We start from the raw sequence: 18,113 nt of genomic DNA on the forward strand, positions 1-18,113 counted from the left end.
TTAGTCCTTATAAATTTTGTCTTCGTCGATGAGGCTGTCTTTTTCGTCAGCTTCAATATCTTCTTCTTTCTGCTCTGTTGGCTGATAGTTAGAGTAATCTACGATTTCCTCGTCTTCATCCTTGTTAGCAGCATCTGTAACGATTTCTTCGTCATCGTTAAGGTTTTCAAGAATCTTAAGTCCTGCTTCGTTGTCTGATTCAATTACTGCGTTAGCAATGATTGAAGTGAACAAAGTGATAGCGCGGATAGCGTCATCGTTACCAGGAATAGGGAAGTCGATTCCTTCTGGGTTACAGTTTGTATCAACAACAGCGATGATTGGGATACCCATTCTGCGTGCTTCTGCAACTGCAATCTGTTCTTTGTGTGTATCGATTACAAAAAGAGCACCTGGAAGTTCTTTCATTTCTTTAATACCACCAAGGTTCTTTTCGAGTTTAGCCTTTTCCTTCTGGAGAGAAGCTACTTCTTTCTTTGTAAGATTTTCGAATGTGCCGTCAATTTCCATCTTTTCGATTTTCTTGAGGCGCTGAAGTGATTTTTTGATTGTAGAGAAGTTTGTAAGCATACCACCAAGCCAGCGGTTGTTTACATAGAACATGCCGCAGCGTTCTGCTTCTTTCTGAACTGCCTGCTGAGCCTGTTTTTTAGTTCCGACGAACAGGATTGATTTTCCTGCAGCTGTTACTTTACGAACTTCGTCGTATCCGTCTTTAATTGCAGCGATTGTTTTCTGCAAATCGATGATGTGGATTCCATTGCGTTCTGCGAAGATGTACTTCTTCATACGTGGATCCCAGCGTTTTACCTGATGTCCGAAGTGAACTCCAGATTCCAACAGGTTTTTCATTGTTACTACTGCCATGAGTAACGCTCCTTCACGGGGTAATTTTCTGTCGCTTATTTTTGCGGCTTACCCACCAAACTCTGTTTCTCGTACCCGAATGGGCCGGAAGATAGTGATAAACTTCTGTTTATCACAGCTAACGCGTTTGTCAAGGCTTTAAGCGATAGCGTGCCTTGACGAATGCGTATGATATCGGTTCAACGAACCTTTAGGTCTATTCCAGTAAAGAATATCCCTGTTCCTTTAATATATCGTAAAGTTCAAAAATAGGCAATCCTATTACATTGCTGTAAGAACCTTCGATTTTCTTAATAAATATAGAAGCAAGACTCTGGATTCTGTATCCGCCAGCTGCTCCGTGCCACTCACCGGTATCTACATACCACTGAATTTCTTCTTCACTCATAGGATTAAATGTAACCTGAGTTTTACAGATTCTTGTAGTGATGTTTTTTGTACGTCCGTTATAAAGGGCCAGGGCAGTGATTGTTGTATGGGTGTTGCCCTGAAAAAGTTTAAGGAATTCAACTGCTTCTTCAACACTCTGAGGCTTTCCAAAAATCTTTCCGTTCTGAGTTACAATAGTATCTGCTCCAAGAACCCATGGAATTTCCTGTTTAGGGGGCAGGGAATGAATTACTTCTGTGATTTTCTGGCGGGCCAAAAGCTCTGGAATCTGCTCTGTTTCAATTGCAGAAAGCACTGTTTCATCAATATTTGGAATTATTACACGGAAAGGAATCTTAAGCATCTTAAGAATTTCCTGTCTTCTTGGAGAGGAAGAGGCTAAAATAATTGGTTCCATACTTTTTTATCCTTTTATACTTTTTATTTAATTCTAAACGCAAAAAAAAACGCTGTCAATTCTGACAGCGTTCTGTTTATAAGAATTAAAACTAATTAGCTTTGTTTGCTGAATCGTCTTTCTTGCTGCTGCTATCTTTTTTACTTTCCTGAGAAAGTTTTTTAAGAAGTCTGTAAGCCTTCTGACGAACAGGTGTTACATAATGATAATCTGTAGAAATGCGGGCAACTGAATCAATCATTGATTTTTTGTTTTCAGTTGTTTCGGCAAGTGCTTCGTAGGCATTAAGAACTTCCATGGCAAGTGAACTTGTTGGATTTAATGTCTGGTTTTTGCGGTTAGCAAAGGCAATTGCTTCTACAGTTTCATCGTTATTGTTGATTCCGATTTTTCCAAGTGACTGAACGGCAGCTGCCATTACCATTGGTTCGTTATCATTAAGAGCAATATTAATCAAAGTGTTTTTTGAGTGTTCTGAAGGTACTTTAGCAAGAAGAAGGCAGGCTTCACGTCGTACAGAAGAAAAGTTGTTTGTAAGACGTCCGTTTGTTCTTGACTGAGTATTGATACCTTCACCAGCAAGGTGGTCAAGGGCAGCAATTACAGCAGGAGATGTATTACCTTCCTCAATAGCGCTTTCCAGATATTGAAGAGCAACTAATTTATTTTCAAAATCATCTGATTCTGCAAGTGTTGTAATAATATCTCCGTCAACGTCAGTCAAATATTCATTTTCAACTGAAGTCTCATCCTGTGCAAATGCAAAACTAAGAGCAGAAATCAATGCTATAGCTGCCAGAACTTTCTTAGAAAGCTTCATTATTTTTCCTCCTGGAAAACTGTTTTATTCAAACATCTTATCTTTAAAAATTATATAGTATATTTAGATTATCGGCAAGTTTTCTTTTAAAGAGTAGGAATATTTACTTTCCATTTACCGTCCTCACGAATAAAGTTGTAGTAAACTACTGTTGAATTATTAGGAAGAACCTGAACAGCCTTTACCTCAGACTTATTGATGTAACGGATTTCATCTACCTTACTCTGTTTTCTTGAAGGAATGAAAATATACTTAAAGTAATCTTCAAGTCCGCGAAGAACGATTGTCTTATCCGGAAGGCGTTTGTTTGCCTTTCTGATATTTACAGGGCTTGAATAATACTGAATTGAATTTCTTGAAATATATGGAAGCCAGGCCTGATAATCCTGTTTATCCATAATCTTCTGGAGTTCTTTAATGATATTTATGATTTCAGTTTTATCCTGAATAAATTCTTCCTTTGAAACTTCTGCAATTTCACCGATAGAACGTTTATATTCTTCATCGGTGTGCTGTTTTTCGATTTTAGTTTCTGTTTTTTCAACAGGCTTTTCAGTCTGCTGTGGAACAGAACCGCAGGAAATGAAACCAAATAATGATGTAAAAAGTGCAATTGTAAAAATTATAGTTCTTTTCATATTATTGATTTTAACTCTATTGTATGTTTTCGTCAAATAAGATATTTTCGAATTATGGTAAAAGCTGTATTTGCAGGGTCTTTTGATCCTATAACTAACGGTCATCTTGATATCATTCAGAGGGCAGCGAAACTTTTTGGCAGCCTTGATGTCGTGATTTCAGAAAATCCCGAAAAAAAATATATGTTCACAGAAGATGAACGCCGTAAAATGGTAGAAGAACTTACCTCTGACCTTGATAACGTAACAGTTCATGTTTACACAGGTCTTGTCGTAAACTATGCAAAAAAAATCGGTGCCAACGTTTTGATAAGGGGAGTTCGCTCAACAAATGATTTTGCCTACGAGTTCGATCTTGCCCTTATGAACCGTAAGCTTAATCCGGATATAGAAACAGTTTTCCTTCAATCTAAGGAAAAGAATGTCGTAATTAAATCAAGTTCAATAAAAGAACTGGCCATGTTCGACGGCGACATCAGCCGCATGGTCCCGCCACTGGTAGAAAGAGCTGTTAAAGCAAAGTTTGGCAAGCTGAATTAGGTGTTTTAATATAGAAAAATGCAGAGCAGGGGCTGGTCTTTGTGCAGCATTGAAGGCGATAAGTTAGATACAACGCGGAAGAAAAACACAGAGCAAGCTTTGCTTGCGTCGAGCCTTCTCGGCGGAGCAAAGAACGGCCCCTGCGAAAGCATTTTTAAATGACAAAATTTTAATTTTTGTTTGACAAACTTTGAATTTTAGCTATAATGAATTGACACGCTGATAGGAATTGTTATATTATAACTTACATTTTTATCAGATTAAAGTGAGGTTATATATATGGCAGTACCTAGATCGAAAACATCAAAGGCAGTAACAAAAAGACGCCAGACAATCAACATGAGATTGACAGCTCCACAGCTTGTTGAATGCAACAACTGCGGTAACCTTGTTCAGTCACATCACGTTTGCCCTAAATGCGGTTTCTACCGTGGACGTCAAGTAATTACACCTGAAACAAAAGCTTAAGTCTTAGGAGAAAAAAATGGACGAATTGTTTGAGAAAATCCAGAAATTGATCGCTGACAAGTTGGAAATTGATGAAAGCAAAATCACTCTTGATTCTTCTTTCAGAAATGATCTTGGAGCAGATAGCCTTGATACTTATGAATTGGTATACGCTATCGAAGAAGAATTGGGAGTATCTATTCCTGATGAGAAAGCTAATGAATTTGAAACAGTTCGTGACGCTTATGACTTTATCAAATCTGAACAGGGTAAATAAGTTTTACATCTAAAACAGATTGTGGAAAGGCAGTTACTGATGGTAACTGCTTTTTTTTTTGCCCGAATAATTCTATAATAAAAATATGAAAAAAGAAGATCTTCTTACTGATAAAAGAAAGAGTCAGCTTTTACGTTTCTGTAAGGCTGTTGATATAAAATTTAAAAAAATTGAATTACTGGAGCAGGCTTTTCATCACCGTTCCCTTACAAATGAAAAAAAAGTAAAGAATAATGAGCGCCTGGAGTTTTTAGGCGACTCTGTTCTTGGAATGGTTACGGCAGCTTACCTGTATAATAATCTTGATAACCCGGAAGGGGATTTGGCAAAGATTAAATCTGCCGTTGTATCAGAAAAATCTCTGGCTCCCATTGCGCTTAGGCTTGGCATCGACAGCTTACTTGAAATGGGTAAGGGGGAAGAAATGACAGGCGGCCGTACTAAGCCTGCCATTCTTGCAGACTGTATGGAAGCAATTATCGGCGCCTATTACCTGGATTCGGGCTATAAGGCTTCTGAAAAATATGTACTTTCTTTTATTGTGCCTGAGATAGAAAAGGTACTGGCCGGCGGCATGAAGGACTTTAAGACCCAGCTGCAGGAACTTTACCAGAAGACCAGCAAGGAATGTCCTGTATACGAACTGGTATCTAAAAGCGGGCCAGACCACGATCAGATTTTTACCGTCTGCGTGCACCTGGGAAACAAGGTATACGGACCCTGCCACGGTAAAACAAAAAAGGCTGCAGAGCAGGCTGCGGCTAAGCTTGCAATAGACCAGGGGTTTTAGATAAAAAAAAGCGCTGTTCAGCTGAACAGCGCTCATTTTTTTATCCTGCTATATTAGCGGAAGAAGATGATCAGGAGTTGTGATACGATTACAACGGCAATCAAAGCGATTGGGTAAGTTGAAGCGTAAGCACCTGCTACCTGTTCTGTTCCTGCAGTAGAAATCAAAGTTCCCAAAGCAGGAGTAGAAGTCATACCACCACAGATTGAACCAAGGTTGTTCAAAAGGTTGAGTTTGAGTACATAACGGGCAAAGATGAAGCCGATAATCATTGGAACAAGGGTCATGATGATTCCGTAGATGAAGTATACCCATTCAAAGTATTTAACGAATGAAGCACCACCTGCAACACCGGCACCAATCAAAAAGAGCATAAGACCAAGTTCACGGAATACTTTTAGTGTTCCTTCCTGAGGCATGATAGAAACGTTACCGATTTTCATAAAGTGACCGCAGATCAAAGAAACCAAAAGACAGCCGCCTGTTGTTGTAAGAGAGAAGTTTCCGAACTTGAATGAACCTACGCAGATTCCAAGAACTGCTACTACAGAGAAAGCTCCGAATCCAAATGGGTCGATTTCCATTTCGTTACCTGTAAGTTTTGAAGGAGCTTTTGGAGCAGATTCAGAAAGTTTAGCACGTTCTTCTTCCATGTTTGCTCTTGCAAGCTTTGGAACAAGCTGTACAAAAAGAACTACACCAACTACACCAAAGAGGTAGGCAATTCCGTGTCCTACAGCAACGATTGCTTCAAGGCTTTCGCTTGTTACTGTTGCTTTTGCAGCTGAGAAGGCTGGAGTAGATGTAAGGGAACCTGAAAGAAGACCTACCAGCATTGCAGATACTTCTTCAAGATTGCGTCCGAATACCTTGTTATCAAATACGATACAGCCGGCACAAGAAAGACCGCCCATAACGATAATCAAAAGACCAAGTACGATATATGATTTAAAGTTACGCTTGAAATCACCAAAGAAACTTGGACCTGCAATAAATCCTACTGATGTTACAAAAAGGATAAGACCAAGATTTTCTACAATCTTGAGTGCGCTTGTAACATAAGTTTTTCCACCAACTAAAAGCTGTGCCTGAAGCGGTGAATAAAGAAATGCGCCGTAAAGAAGAGCAACGATAAATACGCCTGCAGTTCCCAAAGAAATTCCGTTAATGGTAATTCGTCCAAGCAGGTAACCAAGACCAGCAATAATAAATACGCTGAAAACAAGGAAACTGATTGCTTTTATCGATAAAATTCCACCAAAAAGAATCATAATAAAACCTCGAATAAAAACATAAATTTTTTATATTATATAATTTGGCGCGTTTTTGAGCAAGAAGTGACATTTTATAGAAAAACGTACAGTTTTATGCATAAAAAAAGCCGCCGACCTTTGAAAGTCAGCGGCTTATATCAGCTGATTAAGTCAGCTTATTTTGTTGCTCCAGGAATCTCTTTTCCTTCGAATTCAGGATTTCCGTGGTGATATGTTGGGAGGAGTTTTGGAGAAACTGCATCACCCTTAATACCAGCCTTAGCGCGTTCTGCTTCAAAATCCTTTACGTGCTGCAAAGTAAGTTTTGAAGTGTCAGCAAGTTTGATGTCCTTGAACATCTTACCTGCTTCAATTCCAGCTTCGCGTCCGAATACAACTACGTCGAGGAGTGAGTTACCCATCAAGCGGTTTGTACCGTGAACACCACCAGAAGCTTCACCTGCTACCAGGAGGTTTCCAACGTTAGTGTGGCAAGTCTTGTCGATTTCAACACCACCGTTCTGATAGTGGAGTGTTGGGTAAACAAGGATTGGTTCCTTGCGGATATCAATTCCGTATTTGATGAACATGTTGTACATAGCAGGAATTGATTTAAGGATTGTTCCTTCTCCGTGGATCATTTCGATCATTGGAGTATCAAGCCATACAGCTGTCTGAACACCGTTTTCTACACCGCGGCCTTCTTTTACTTCGCGGATAATACCAGAAGCGTTTACGTCGCGTGTTTCAAGAGGGTGAATATATACTGTACCGTCTTTGTTGATGAGTTTAGCACCCAAAGAACGTACTTTTTCTGTTACCAGCTTACCAAGAATCTGGCTTGGGTAAGCAGCTCCAGTTGGGTGATACTGCAAAGAATCCTGGTAAAGGAGTTTTGCACCAGCGCGGTAAGCCATTACAAGACCATCGGCTGTAGCACCGTAGTGGTTAGATGTTGGGAATCCCTGATAGTGCATACGTCCGGCACCACCAGTAGCGATGATTACAACCTTTGCCTTAGCAATGCGAATCTCGTTTGTTTCCATGTTCATCAAAACAGCACCGCAGGCATTACCCTTGTCGTCTTTGATGATTTCAATTGCAGATGTGAAGTCTACAACTGTGATTGAATCTGCGCGGTTGAAAGTCTCATCGCGGAGAGTACGCATGATTTCAGCACCAGAGTAGTCCTTACATGCGTGCATACGCTTGCGGCTTGTTCCACCACCGTGAGTTGTTACCATTGTACCGTCCGGCATCTTGTCGAATTCAACACCAAGGTCGTTCAACCATTTGATTACAGAAGGAGCTTTGTTTACCAATGTGTAAACAAGTTCTGGTTTTCCGTCAAAGTGTCCGCCACCAAAAGCGTCAAGATAGTGCTGTGCAGGTGAGTCATTTGGCTTATCTGCAGCCTGAATACCACCTTCAGCCATCATTGTGTTAGCATCACCAACGCGGAGTTTTGTTACGAGCAAAACTTTTGCACCAGCTTCAGAAGCCATGATAGCAGCAGAAGTTCCGGCTCCACCACCACCAATTACGAGTACATCTGATTCGTAGTCGATGTGTGAAAGGTCGATTTTTTCTGGTTCAATGCGAGGTTTAGCCTGAAGCATTTCCAAAAGCTCAAGAGGAGCTTTCTGTCCCTTATTAGGACCAATTTTAATTTCTGCAAACTGCTCAGGGATGCGGTCTGGATGGAACTTCTTAAGAAGATCATCTTTTTCATCAGCAGTAAGGCGTGCGTGTTCAAACTTCAAATTTTCTTCGCGTTTTGCTGCAACGATTTTTGCAGCTTCGTCCAAGTGATTTCCGTACATTCTTTTCCTCCTCTACTGCCTATTTCTCGATTTCGCGATTGTTATAAAGATTTTTAATCTGCTCTTTGTCGCCTGTAGACATTTCTACAAACTTCTTGATTGCTTCTTCACATGCACCAGAATCGATTTCTGCAACACGGTCAAGAAGGTGCTGTGTCTGTGGCTGCAAGTATTTACCGTTGATACGGCGTGCAAGTTCAGCAACCTGTGGGTGGCTGATTCCTGCAGGACAGCGTGATGAACAGCATCCGCACATAATACAGTCGAATGATGCATCAGCACATGCTGCGAAGTCTCCGCGCTGTGCATAAGCAATGTACTGCATTGTGTTAAGGCTCTGTGGACATGCACGTGTACAAGCGTTACATCCTACACAAGAGTAAATCTCAGGGTAGAGCTGCATCATAACAGCCTGCTCAGGTTTAATCTTGTTGATGTCGTAAATCTGTTTTACGAGTGGGAAGAAAGGAAGAGTTGCGATATACATATCGTTTTCTACTTTCTGTGAACAAGCCAAGCAAGTCTTGAGCTGGTTCTGTCCCTTAATACGGTAGATAGTAGCACATGCACCACAGAAACCGTTACGGCATCCGCAGCCACGTTTAAGCTGATATCCAGCGTATTCCATAGCATTCATTACTGTAAGTTCTGCCGGAACTTCATATTTTTTTCCGAACAGATATATTGTTGCCATTTCTTTTTTATCTGACATATTTGCTCCTAATGTTAGCACCCCTAAAGGGGTGCGTACTATTAATACTCTGGTGGTAACTCACCAAGCTGGTCAAAGCTGAATACCGGACCGTCTTTACAAACGAACTTGTCACCGATATTACATCTTCCACATTTACCGATACCGCACTTCATGCGCATTTCCATTGTTGTGAAAATCTGTTCATCCTTGAAACCAAGGTCTTTAAGGATTTTCAGAGACATGTGAATGAGGATTGGAGGTCCACACATGATTACAGTCATACCGGCATCCGGCTTGAGCTCTGTGATGAATGGAGGAACAAAGCCTACGTGGCCGTTCCAGCCTTCTTCTGCACGGTCGATTGTGATATCGATAGAACAGTTAGGCTGTTTCATCCATACATTCTGCATTTCATCCAGGCGGACAAGGTCAGCCTTAGAACGTGCACCATAAATTACCTGGATTTTACCGTAGTTTTCACGGTGATCCATCATGTAGTTTACTACAGAGTGTACAGGAGCAATACCAATACCTCCGGCAATTACAAGAATGTCTTTACCTTTAAGAGCTCCTTCTACAGGGAATCCGTTTCCTACAGGACCGCGGAGACAAATCTGCTGACCAATTTCTGCATTGTGCAGCCATTCAGTTACACAACCGCATTTTTTGATTGAGAACTCCATGTGGCTTTCAAGAGTAGGTGAAGAAGTGATGGAAATCATTGATTCACCAACACCTGGAACGATGAGCATAGCACACTGGCCCGGAATGTGGTTGAACAATTTCTTTCCGTCAAGACCAACTACGCTGAAAGTCTTAACATCAGGAGTTTCCTGTTTAATGTCAATAATTTTACCAATGTAAGGGATAAATGATTCTTTAGCTTCCATTATTTATCTCCTCCAATATCATCTGTTTCCTGTACTGCTTTGATAACCTTAACGATGTTCATATTTACAGGACAGCTTTCAAGACAGCGGCCACATCCTACGCAAGAGAAGAGACCTTCGTGTGCCATAGGGTAGTACATAAGTTTGTGCATAAAGCGCTGGCGGCTTCTTTCTTTCTGTGTGTGACGTGGGTTTTCTGCAGCCATCTGAGTAAAGTCGTTGTACATACATGAGTCCCAGCAGCGAACCTGACGGATGCCGTTTCCTGTGTCGAAGTCACGTACGTCAAAACACATACAGGTAGGGCAGACATAAGTACAAGTTCCGCAGCCAACACATGCTTCTGAAACTTTATCCCAGATTTTTGAGTTGAAAATCTTGAGCATATCCTTGCCCTGGAATTTTGAAAGGTCAAGGTGTGCAAATGGAAGTTTTTCAACTTTAGCAGCAATGTCTTTTTTTGCAGCGTCAACAGATTTTGCATCAGCTTCTGCAAGGGCAGATTTTGCCTTTTCTACAAAAGCTTTTCCTTTTTCTGTGTTAGCTTCAAAGAAGAATTTTCCGTCTGCCTGCCAGCAGCTTACATCACCTTTAGAACCGTTTTTGTCATTTGCCAAAGATGCATCAATTCCGTATGTAGAACAGAAGCAGGTCTTTGCAGGCTCGTTACAAGCCAGAGTGATTACAGTTCCGTGGTCGCGGCGGTTCTTGTAGTAAGAATCAACCGGCTGCATGTTGAGGTAAACGTTATCAATTACAGAAAAACCTACAGCATCGCAAGGGCGTACACCAAAAATCACAAAGTCTTCTATGTCTTTTCTTGGATCAGTCATTGTGATTTCTTTGCCCTTCATCTGGTAACTTACCATGTGTTCAGTTTTTGGGAAGAAGAAATCTTTTGCCGAGCGTACAGTTTTGAGCTGGCTTGAAAGTTTTACACCTTTTTCCCATTTTTTGAAGTCTGCCTTACCAACGCTGTTATCAACAGGTAAATAAAGAGGCTGTTTTGAACCGATAAGTTCAAATAATGAATCAATTTTATCTGATGAAATAGAAAGCATTATTCTTCACCTCCTTCTTTAGATCTGTCATAAACAATTGTAGTTTCAGGGTCTTTATCTGCATCAAATGTGAGCATAGCTGGTTTTGATTCCATGTCTGCTCCGGCCTGATATTCGCCGTAGATTTCATTAATATCCTTAATGAATTTGCGGTTAAGAAGATAAAGAGGAATGTTCTGAGGACAAACTCTTGAACATTCACCGCAGTCTGTACAGCGTCCTGCAACGTGCCATGCGCGGATAATGTGGAAAAGATTTTCCTCAAAGTTTGTTTCTGCAACTTTCTGAGTTGTGTAAAGTGCATTGTTATCAAATACACATTTTTCGCAGGTACATGCTGGACATACGTTACGGCATGCGTTACAGCGGATACAGCGAGACATTTCGCCGCGCCAGAACTCAAAGCGCTGATCTGGAGTCATAGCTTCAAGCTTAGCTACCATTTCCATACGCTCTGTGTTTGGAGTAACTTCTGCGTCTTCTTTTACACCAAGAAGTTCGTCGCAAGAAACGTGTTTTTTGCCTTTGCAAGAATCGCAAAGGTCGCCGCCGTCAAGAGTATCCTGACAAGGAACACCGATTGCATAAACATCAGAACGAGTGATGCGGTTTTCTTTCAAAAGCTGTGTGAAAGAAAGTGAGTCACTTGGCTTCAAGAATACAAGAACAACTTCCTGTGGAATTGGCTTATCTTCTGCGTTTGGATCACGCTGTTTAGCCATTGTGTTGTTCATTCTTGTAGTGCTCTTCTTTACTTCAATTTCACGAGTAATTTTTACAAGATATTTAGAAAGATTTGCCTTACATTCTTTGTTGAAAACAAATCCTTTGTCCAATTCTTCTGCAGAACTGAAAACTGCTGGTGTGATATCGTCTTCAAAAAGACCTTTCTGCCAGCCAACAACCTTCTGGACTTTTCCTTCTGCAAGTAATTCTTTTGCACGTGCGATTAATTTGTCTTGCATCGTAAATCCTCCAGACGTTTATTTTCACCAAGGGCTTTAATCTGAGCAACGAAATCGTTCATGATTCCTGCAAAGCGTACACCTTCGGCAGCAGAACACCATTCAACGCGTGTACGTTTCTTTTCAATACCAAGATAGTCAAGCATAGAGAAAAGAAGAGTCATACGACGGCGTGCAAAATAGTTTCCTGTAGAATAGTGGCAGTCACCTGGGTGACAACCGCACAAAATAACTCCGTCAGCACCGCGCTGGAATGCACGAAGAATGAACATAGGGTTCAAGCGGCAAGAGCACGGAATGCGGATAATTTTTACGTTAGAAGGGTACTCAAGACGGTTATTACCGGCAAGGTCAGCACCCGCATAGGAACACCAGTTACAGCAGAAAGCTACAATCTTTGGCGTCCATTCTTTATTAGTGTTTTCACTCATAAATCATTTCTTCAGTTATTAGAGAACTGAATCAACCTCCGCCAAGATTTGTTTGTTGCTGAATCCAAGAAGATCCATAGCACCAGAAGGGCAGGCAACTGTACAAGCACCACAACCATGACACATAGCTGTATTAACCTGTGATACATGACGAGTGATTGTAGTTCTGTTTGGACCACGGAAATCCTTATCAACATAAGAGATTGCACCGTAAGGACAAACGTTAGCACACTGACCGCATCCGTTACACATGTTTTCGTTTGGATTTGCAGTACATGGATTGTTCTTAAGCTTATCTTTAACCAAGAGACAGATTGCCTTAGCTGCTGCACCAGAAGACTGAGCTACAGTTTCAGGAATATCTTTTGGACCCTGACAGCATCCTGCAAGGAAGATACCGGCTGTAGGAGATTCTACAGGACGGAGCTTTGCATGTGCTTCAAGGAAGAAGTCGTTGTTATCCATAGATGTTGTAAGCATTGTTGCCAGTGGGCGGGCAGACTTGTCTGCTTCGATAGAAGCTGCAAGAACTACCATATCAGCCTTGATGTGAACCTGTTTGTTCAAAATCAAATCTGAACCCTGAACATCTAATGTACCGTCAGAAAGCGGAGTAACTTTTCCTACCTGACCCTTGATGTAGTGAACTCCGTACTGTTCAACGGCACGGCGGTAGAATTCATCAAAGTTTTTACCAGGAGTACGAACATCAATATAGAATACAGTGATGTTTGTATCAGGATAATGATCGCGGGTAAGAATTGCGTGTTTTGCTGTATACATACAGCAGATTTTTGAGCAGTATTCGTGACCTTTTGTTGAATCTGCAGAGCAGCGTGAACCTACACACTGTACGAATACAATGTTCTTTGGTTCTTTTCCGTCTGATGGGCGGAGAAGGTGACCGTTTGTAGGACCAGATGCGTTACAAAGACGCTCGAACTCAAGAGAAGAAACAACGTCAGGGCTCTGACTGTAAGCATATTCATCGAATTTTTCCAATGAAATTGGGTTATAACCAGTTGCTACGATGATTGCACCGTATTTTTCTGTAAGAGTTGTTTCCTTCTGGCTGAAGTCAATAGCTCCCGCAGCACAAGCTTTTTCACAGAATCCACAAACATTGTCTTTTCCGTTTTTAAGACCCTTCATGTGGAGACAGTAATCAGCGCTGATTGCGGCAACTTTTGGAACTGCCTGAGCAAAAGGAATATCGATTGCTTTTCTTGTATTAAGATTAAGGTTAAAGCTGTTTGGAACCTTCTTGTTAGGACATTTTTCAATACAAGCACCACAACCTGTACATTTATCTTCATCTACATAGCGTGGGTGACGTTTAATGTCTACTTCAAAGTTTCCGATGTAACCGCTAACTCTGCTAACTTCTGAGTAAGAAAGAATGCGGATGTTAGCGTTCTGGCTTACTTCTGTCATCTTAGGTGTTACGATACAAGAAGCACAGTCAAGAGTAGGGAAAGTCTTATCAAGCTTAGCCATCTTTCCGCCGACTGTGTAATCTTTTTCTACGATATCAACAGGGAAACCTGCATCAGCAATGTCCAATGCAGCAGTAATACCTGCAATACCGCCACCGATTACCAAAGCGCGCTTTGTCATCGGAGTTTCACCTTCGATAAGAGGTGTATCCAGAATTGTTTTTGCAATTGCGGCTTTACCAAGTGCGATTGCTTTTTCAGTTGCGTCTGCCATGTCTTTCATAACCCATGAACACTGTTCACGGATATTGGCAACTTCAACTTTATATGGGTTCAAACCAGCGCGTTCAGCACATGAACGGAAGGTTTTTTCATGCATACGTGGAGAACAAGAACAAAGAACTACACCAGTAAGGCCAAGTTCGTGAATCTTGTCTTCAATCATTTTCTGTCCGGCAGAAGAACACATGTATGTGTAGTTTGTAGAGTAAACAACACCGTTTACTTTTCCAAGCTCTTCTGCAACTTTTGCTACGTCAACTGTACCGGCAATATTAGTACCGCAGTGACATACGAAAACACCAATTTTTTCCATTTTCTATGCCACTCCTATTTCTTGTATTTTCTGAATGCGCTCATCACAGCCTGCTGAGGCATATCTGCATCCAGATAGTTTGGTACATCCTCAGCTTCAAGGTGATGAGGACCGCGCTGACGCTCAACAAAAAGACGTACAGCTTCAATAAGTTTTGCAGGTTCAACCTGACGTGGACAGCGTTCAAGACAGGCAAAGCATGAAAGACAAGCGTACATTGACTTAGACTTCAAGAGTGGTTCAATTTCGCCGTTTTCTACCATCTGAACAAACTGATGTGGATGATATTCCATAGAATCATAGTTAGGGCAGGTGCCTGAACACTTACCGCAAACCATACATTTCTTAGGATTTACACCGCTGATTGAAAGAATGCTTTTTTTAGCTGCTTCGATTTCTGAAGGTAACATTACTTCTCCTCCTTTAATCCAAGTGCTTCAGCAAGCAGTTCTGTAAAGTAAATTACATCGAGTTTGCTATTGCCTTTGTTTTTTGTAAGATTGTATTTACAAAGCGGGCAGCTTGTTACAAGGAAGTCTGCTCCCATATCCTCTGCGTTTGCAAGAATCTTTTCTGTGCGTGACTTTGGAATAGAAGCGTCTTCGAACATTGTGTAAGCGCCGCAACATTCGTTTCTCTGTGAGTAAATGACAGGGGTAGCTCCGATAGCCTTGATAAAATCTTCAAGAAGCTGTGGATTCTCCGGATCATCAAGCTGAAGAACCTTACCAGGACGCAAAAGAAGACATCCGTAATAAGCACCAATCTTTTTGCCAGTGAATGGCTTTTTAACTGCTGCCTTTACCTTGTCCCAGCCGATGACGTCGCGAAGAACTTCCAGATAATGAAGAACTTTTGTTTCTCCATGATACTCGATTTCATCGTGAGCCAGATAATTGTTCACCTTGAGAATAACGTTTTCATCATTCTGCATGTCATCGTTAACCTGTTTGATAACGTTGTAGCATGCAGAACAAAGTGTAACTAAATCCTGTTTAGCATCGCGGGCATTTGCCAGAGCGCGAACTGACGGAAGCTTTGTAGCTATTTCGTCTTTTGCAAGCGGATATTCACCTCCGCAGCACTGCCATTCAGGAATTTCTTCAAGTGTGAAACCCAATGCTTCCGCAGATGCACGTGCGTATTTATCAAGGTCAAGTGCCTTGTTTTTTAACGTACATCCAGGAAAATATGAATAATTCATACTTGCTCCTATAAATGTATTAAACTATTTAATTTGCTCTAATTAGGCCGTATAAAAATACGGCCGTGATAATTTAGATAGGTAAACCTAAAAATTGCTCTCGCAATTTTCTTAACGGTTTGCTATCAATCAAGAAAAAACTAGTTTTTTCTCTCACCCTGTGGATAAGCCATACTTTCAGGTTTGAAAACCTCATCAAACTTTTCAGCTGTGAGGAAGCCAAGTCCTACGCAGGCATCTTTAAGAGAAATATTCTCGTCGAATGCCTTGTGGGCTGTCTTTGCAGCGTTCTCATAACCAATGTATGGGTTCAATGCAGTAACAAGCATCAAAGAGTTGTACAAGTTGTGGTGCATCTTTTCTTTGTTTGCTTTGATACCAACAGCACAGTTCTTGTTGAATGAGAGCATAGCCTCTGCCAGAAGGCGTGCAGACTGAATGAAGTTGTATGCAATCACAGGCATGAATACGTTCAATTCAAAGTTACCCTGTGAAGCTGCAAATCCTACAGCTGCGTCATTTCCCATAACCTGAACTGCAACCATTGTTACAGCTTCGCACTGAGTAGGGTTTACCTTTCCAGGCATGATAGAAGAACCCGGTTCGTTTTCCGGAATATGGATTTCTCCAAGACCGTCACGAGGACCAGATGCAAGCCAGCGTACATCGTTAGCGATTTTCATCATATCTGCGGCAAGAGCTTTGATTGCTCCGTGAGCGAATACGAGTTCGTCTTTAGATGTGAGGGCATGGAATTTGTTTGGAGCGGTAATAAAATCTTTGCCAGTAAGTTTTGAAACAGCTTCTGCAACCTTAGAATCAAATCCTTTTGGTGCGTTCAAGCCGGTTCCTACCGCAGTTCCACCCAATGCCAGCTGCTTAAGATATGGAAGTGAAGATGCAAGCATCTCCTTGTCACGTTCGAGGGAAGTTCTCCAACCGCTGATTTCCTGATCAAAAGAGATAGGTACAGCATCCTGAAGGTGAGTACGACCAGATTTAACGATGCCTTCGTTTTCTTTTTCAAGCTTTTTGAAGGTAGCCACCAAAGTATCAATTGCAGGGAAGAGTTTGTCTTCAATTACACTTACAGCAGAAATATGAAGTGCTGTAGGGAATGTGTCGTTAGATGACTGGCTCATATTGATATCATCGTTTGGATGACACAATTTTTTGCCGGCAATCTCGTTGGCACGGTTTGCAATTACTTCATTGGCATTCATGTTAGACTGTGTACCAGAACCTGTCTGCCATACAACAAGAGGGAAGTGGTCATTAAGACTGCCTGAAATAACTTCGTCACAAGCCTGAGAAATTGCCTTGAGTTTTTCATCAGTCATTTTCTCAGGTTTGAGGGCGTTGTTAGCCATTGCAGCTGCCTTTTTAAGGTAACCGAAAGCCTTTGTAATCTCGCGAGGCATTGTTTCAATTCCTACGCCGATTTCAAAGTTCTCATGGCTACGCTCAGTCTGAGCTCCCCAGTACTTGTCTGCAGGAACTTTTACTTCACCCATTGAATCATGTTCAATTTTGTATTCCATATTTTTATTATCCTTAAAAGAAAGTGCACCCGTAAGTGCACTTTCAATAATTTAGAATTTAAGCTGTTTGATTACGTCTTTAAGACAGTCAGCACTGTGCTTAAGAGATGCAATTTCTGCGTCTGTGATTGGTGCTACGATGTGTGATGAAAGACCTTTTCTTCCAACGATACAAGGAATAGAAAGACATACATCATCAATTCCGTATTCACCGTTAAGCATTGTAGAAACAGTAAGCATAGAATCTGTTTCATAATCCAAAGCTTCACACAAAGTTGCAGTTGTAATACCAATTGCATAGTTTGTGCATTTTTTAGCAGCGATGATGATACCGCCAGACTTGCGGATATAGTCTTCTACGTCATCTTTGTTGAAAGAAGAAAGTGAAAGACCGTTTGCTGCTTTAGCAAAGTTTTCAACTGGTACAGAACCGATGTTTGCAAGAGACCAAGGAACAAAAGAAGAATCTCCGTGTTCACCAAATACATAACCGTGAACGTTTTCCTGAGCTACTTTGTAAGTTTCTGCAATGCGGGCACGGAAACGTGCTGTATCAAGCATTGTACCTGTACCAATGATGTGGTTAGCAGGAATGCCAGATGTTTTTACAAACTGATATGTAAGGATATCAACAGGGTTTGCTACGATAACGTAAAGAGCGTCTGGAGCCACCTTTGTAATTTCAGGAATGATTGATTTTGTGATGTCAACATTTGTCTGAGCAAGATCAAGGCGTGACTGACCAGGCTTTCTTGCAACACCAGAAGTAAGAACTACGATGTCAGAACCTTTTGCATCGTTATAATCACCATCGTGAATATAAACAGGTCCAATAAATGGAGTACCCTGACGGATATCCATTGCTTCACCCATAGCGCGGTCTTTAGCGATATCAATGAGTACAATCTCAGAAGCAAGCTGTCTTAAAGTCAATGCGTAAGCAATTGTAGAACCAACCTGTCCTGCGCCAATAATAGTAATCTTGTTTGACATATGCATGTCTCCTTAAACAAAAATATGATTAAACCAATATTAATTCGATTTGGGTATTGTT

Annotated in this window: 20 protein-coding genes; 4 read left to right on the forward strand and 16 right to left on the reverse strand. The window is 41.2% G+C overall.

What is annotated here, in order from left to right:
• From rpsB to MSI_RS09710, 4 genes are all read right to left on the reverse strand, one after another.
• On the reverse strand, positions 1–867 hold the full coding sequence (gene rpsB, locus MSI_RS09695) for a 30S ribosomal protein S2 (RefSeq protein WP_009106317.1): 867 nt from the start codon (positions 865–867) through the stop codon (positions 1–3).
• A gap of 196 nt (positions 868–1,063) precedes the next feature.
• On the reverse strand, positions 1,064–1,654 hold the full coding sequence (locus MSI_RS09700) for a nucleoside triphosphate pyrophosphatase (protein ID WP_009106319.1): 591 nt from the start codon (positions 1,652–1,654) through the stop codon (positions 1,064–1,066).
• A 91-nt stretch (positions 1,655–1,745) separates the two neighbouring features.
• Positions 1,746–2,474, reverse strand: a complete 729-nt coding sequence (locus MSI_RS09705; protein WP_009106321.1) for a HEAT repeat domain-containing protein — start codon at positions 2,472–2,474, stop codon at positions 1,746–1,748.
• 86 nt (positions 2,475–2,560) lie between these two features.
• The gene (locus tag MSI_RS09710; RefSeq protein WP_009106323.1) at positions 2,561–3,112 is read right to left on the reverse strand and encodes a hypothetical protein; all 552 of its coding nucleotides are present in this window, start codon (positions 3,110–3,112) and stop codon (positions 2,561–2,563) included.
• Between the two features lie 54 nt (positions 3,113–3,166).
• On the opposite strand from MSI_RS09710, the gene coaD reads away from it, so the two are divergent.
• From coaD to rnc, 4 genes are all read left to right on the forward strand, one after another.
• Positions 3,167–3,652 (forward strand): pantetheine-phosphate adenylyltransferase, encoded by a 486-nt coding sequence (gene coaD, locus MSI_RS09715; protein ID WP_009106326.1) that lies wholly within the window; start codon positions 3,167–3,169, stop codon positions 3,650–3,652.
• A gap of 279 nt (positions 3,653–3,931) precedes the next feature.
• Entirely contained in the window at positions 3,932–4,120 is a 189-nt protein-coding gene (rpmF, locus tag MSI_RS09720) for a 50S ribosomal protein L32 (RefSeq protein ID WP_009106328.1), read from the forward strand.
• 16 nt (positions 4,121–4,136) lie between these two features.
• The gene (acpP, locus tag MSI_RS09725; protein ID WP_009106331.1) at positions 4,137–4,376 is read left to right on the forward strand and encodes an acyl carrier protein; all 240 of its coding nucleotides are present in this window, start codon (positions 4,137–4,139) and stop codon (positions 4,374–4,376) included.
• 85 nt (positions 4,377–4,461) lie between these two features.
• Positions 4,462–5,166 carry a ribonuclease III gene (rnc, locus tag MSI_RS09730; RefSeq protein ID WP_009106334.1) on the forward strand — a complete coding sequence of 235 codons (705 nt, stop codon included), beginning with the start codon at positions 4,462–4,464 and terminating at the stop codon, positions 5,164–5,166.
• 53 nt (positions 5,167–5,219) lie between these two features.
• Here rnc and MSI_RS09735 read toward each other — a convergent pair whose 3' ends face one another.
• The 12 genes from MSI_RS09735 to MSI_RS09790 form a co-directional block, all read right to left on the reverse strand.
• Positions 5,220–6,437 (reverse strand): permease, encoded by a 1,218-nt coding sequence (locus tag MSI_RS09735; RefSeq protein ID WP_009106336.1) that lies wholly within the window; start codon positions 6,435–6,437, stop codon positions 5,220–5,222.
• 158 nt (positions 6,438–6,595) lie between these two features.
• Positions 6,596–8,242: an FAD-dependent oxidoreductase gene (locus MSI_RS09740; protein ID WP_009106338.1), complete on the reverse strand. Its 1,647-nt coding sequence runs from the start codon at positions 8,240–8,242 to the stop codon at positions 6,596–6,598.
• 19 nt (positions 8,243–8,261) lie between these two features.
• A complete protein-coding gene (locus MSI_RS09745; protein ID WP_009106340.1) occupies positions 8,262–8,954 on the reverse strand; it encodes a 4Fe-4S dicluster domain-containing protein in 693 nt (230 codons plus the stop codon).
• A gap of 41 nt (positions 8,955–8,995) precedes the next feature.
• A complete protein-coding gene (locus MSI_RS09750; RefSeq protein ID WP_009106343.1) occupies positions 8,996–9,826 on the reverse strand; it encodes an FAD/NAD(P)-binding protein in 831 nt (276 codons plus the stop codon).
• A complete protein-coding gene (locus tag MSI_RS09755) occupies positions 9,826–10,887 on the reverse strand; it encodes a 4Fe-4S dicluster domain-containing protein (protein ID WP_009106345.1) in 1,062 nt (353 codons plus the stop codon). Before MSI_RS09755 ends, MSI_RS09750 begins: the two co-directional genes overlap by 1 nt.
• Positions 10,887–11,852: a 4Fe-4S dicluster domain-containing protein gene (locus MSI_RS09760; RefSeq protein ID WP_009106347.1), complete on the reverse strand. Its 966-nt coding sequence runs from the start codon at positions 11,850–11,852 to the stop codon at positions 10,887–10,889. Before MSI_RS09760 ends, MSI_RS09755 begins: the two co-directional genes overlap by 1 nt.
• Positions 11,837–12,283, reverse strand: a complete 447-nt coding sequence (locus tag MSI_RS09765; RefSeq protein ID WP_009106348.1) for a hydrogenase iron-sulfur subunit — start codon at positions 12,281–12,283, stop codon at positions 11,837–11,839. Before MSI_RS09765 ends, MSI_RS09760 begins: the two co-directional genes overlap by 16 nt.
• An 18-nt stretch (positions 12,284–12,301) precedes the next feature.
• Entirely contained in the window at positions 12,302–14,314 is a 2,013-nt protein-coding gene (locus MSI_RS09770; protein WP_009106350.1) for a CoB--CoM heterodisulfide reductase iron-sulfur subunit A family protein, read from the reverse strand.
• A gap of 14 nt (positions 14,315–14,328) precedes the next feature.
• Entirely contained in the window at positions 14,329–14,724 is a 396-nt protein-coding gene (locus MSI_RS09775; RefSeq protein WP_009106352.1) for a 4Fe-4S dicluster domain-containing protein, read from the reverse strand.
• Positions 14,724–15,518: a CoB--CoM heterodisulfide reductase iron-sulfur subunit B family protein gene (locus MSI_RS09780; protein WP_009106354.1), complete on the reverse strand. Its 795-nt coding sequence runs from the start codon at positions 15,516–15,518 to the stop codon at positions 14,724–14,726. The genes MSI_RS09775 and MSI_RS09780 overlap by 1 nt, the downstream gene beginning before the upstream one ends.
• Before the next feature lie 140 nt (positions 15,519–15,658).
• On the reverse strand, positions 15,659–17,059 hold the full coding sequence (fumC, locus tag MSI_RS09785) for a class II fumarate hydratase (protein ID WP_009106356.1): 1,401 nt from the start codon (positions 17,057–17,059) through the stop codon (positions 15,659–15,661).
• A 51-nt stretch (positions 17,060–17,110) separates the two neighbouring features.
• Positions 17,111–18,052 carry an L-lactate dehydrogenase gene (locus tag MSI_RS09790; protein ID WP_009106359.1) on the reverse strand — a complete coding sequence of 314 codons (942 nt, stop codon included), beginning with the start codon at positions 18,050–18,052 and terminating at the stop codon, positions 17,111–17,113.
• Positions 18,053–18,113: the final 61 nt, after the last annotated feature.

Source organism: Treponema sp. JC4, assembly GCF_000260795.1.
GTDB lineage: Bacteria > Spirochaetota > Spirochaetia > Treponematales > Treponemataceae > Treponema_D.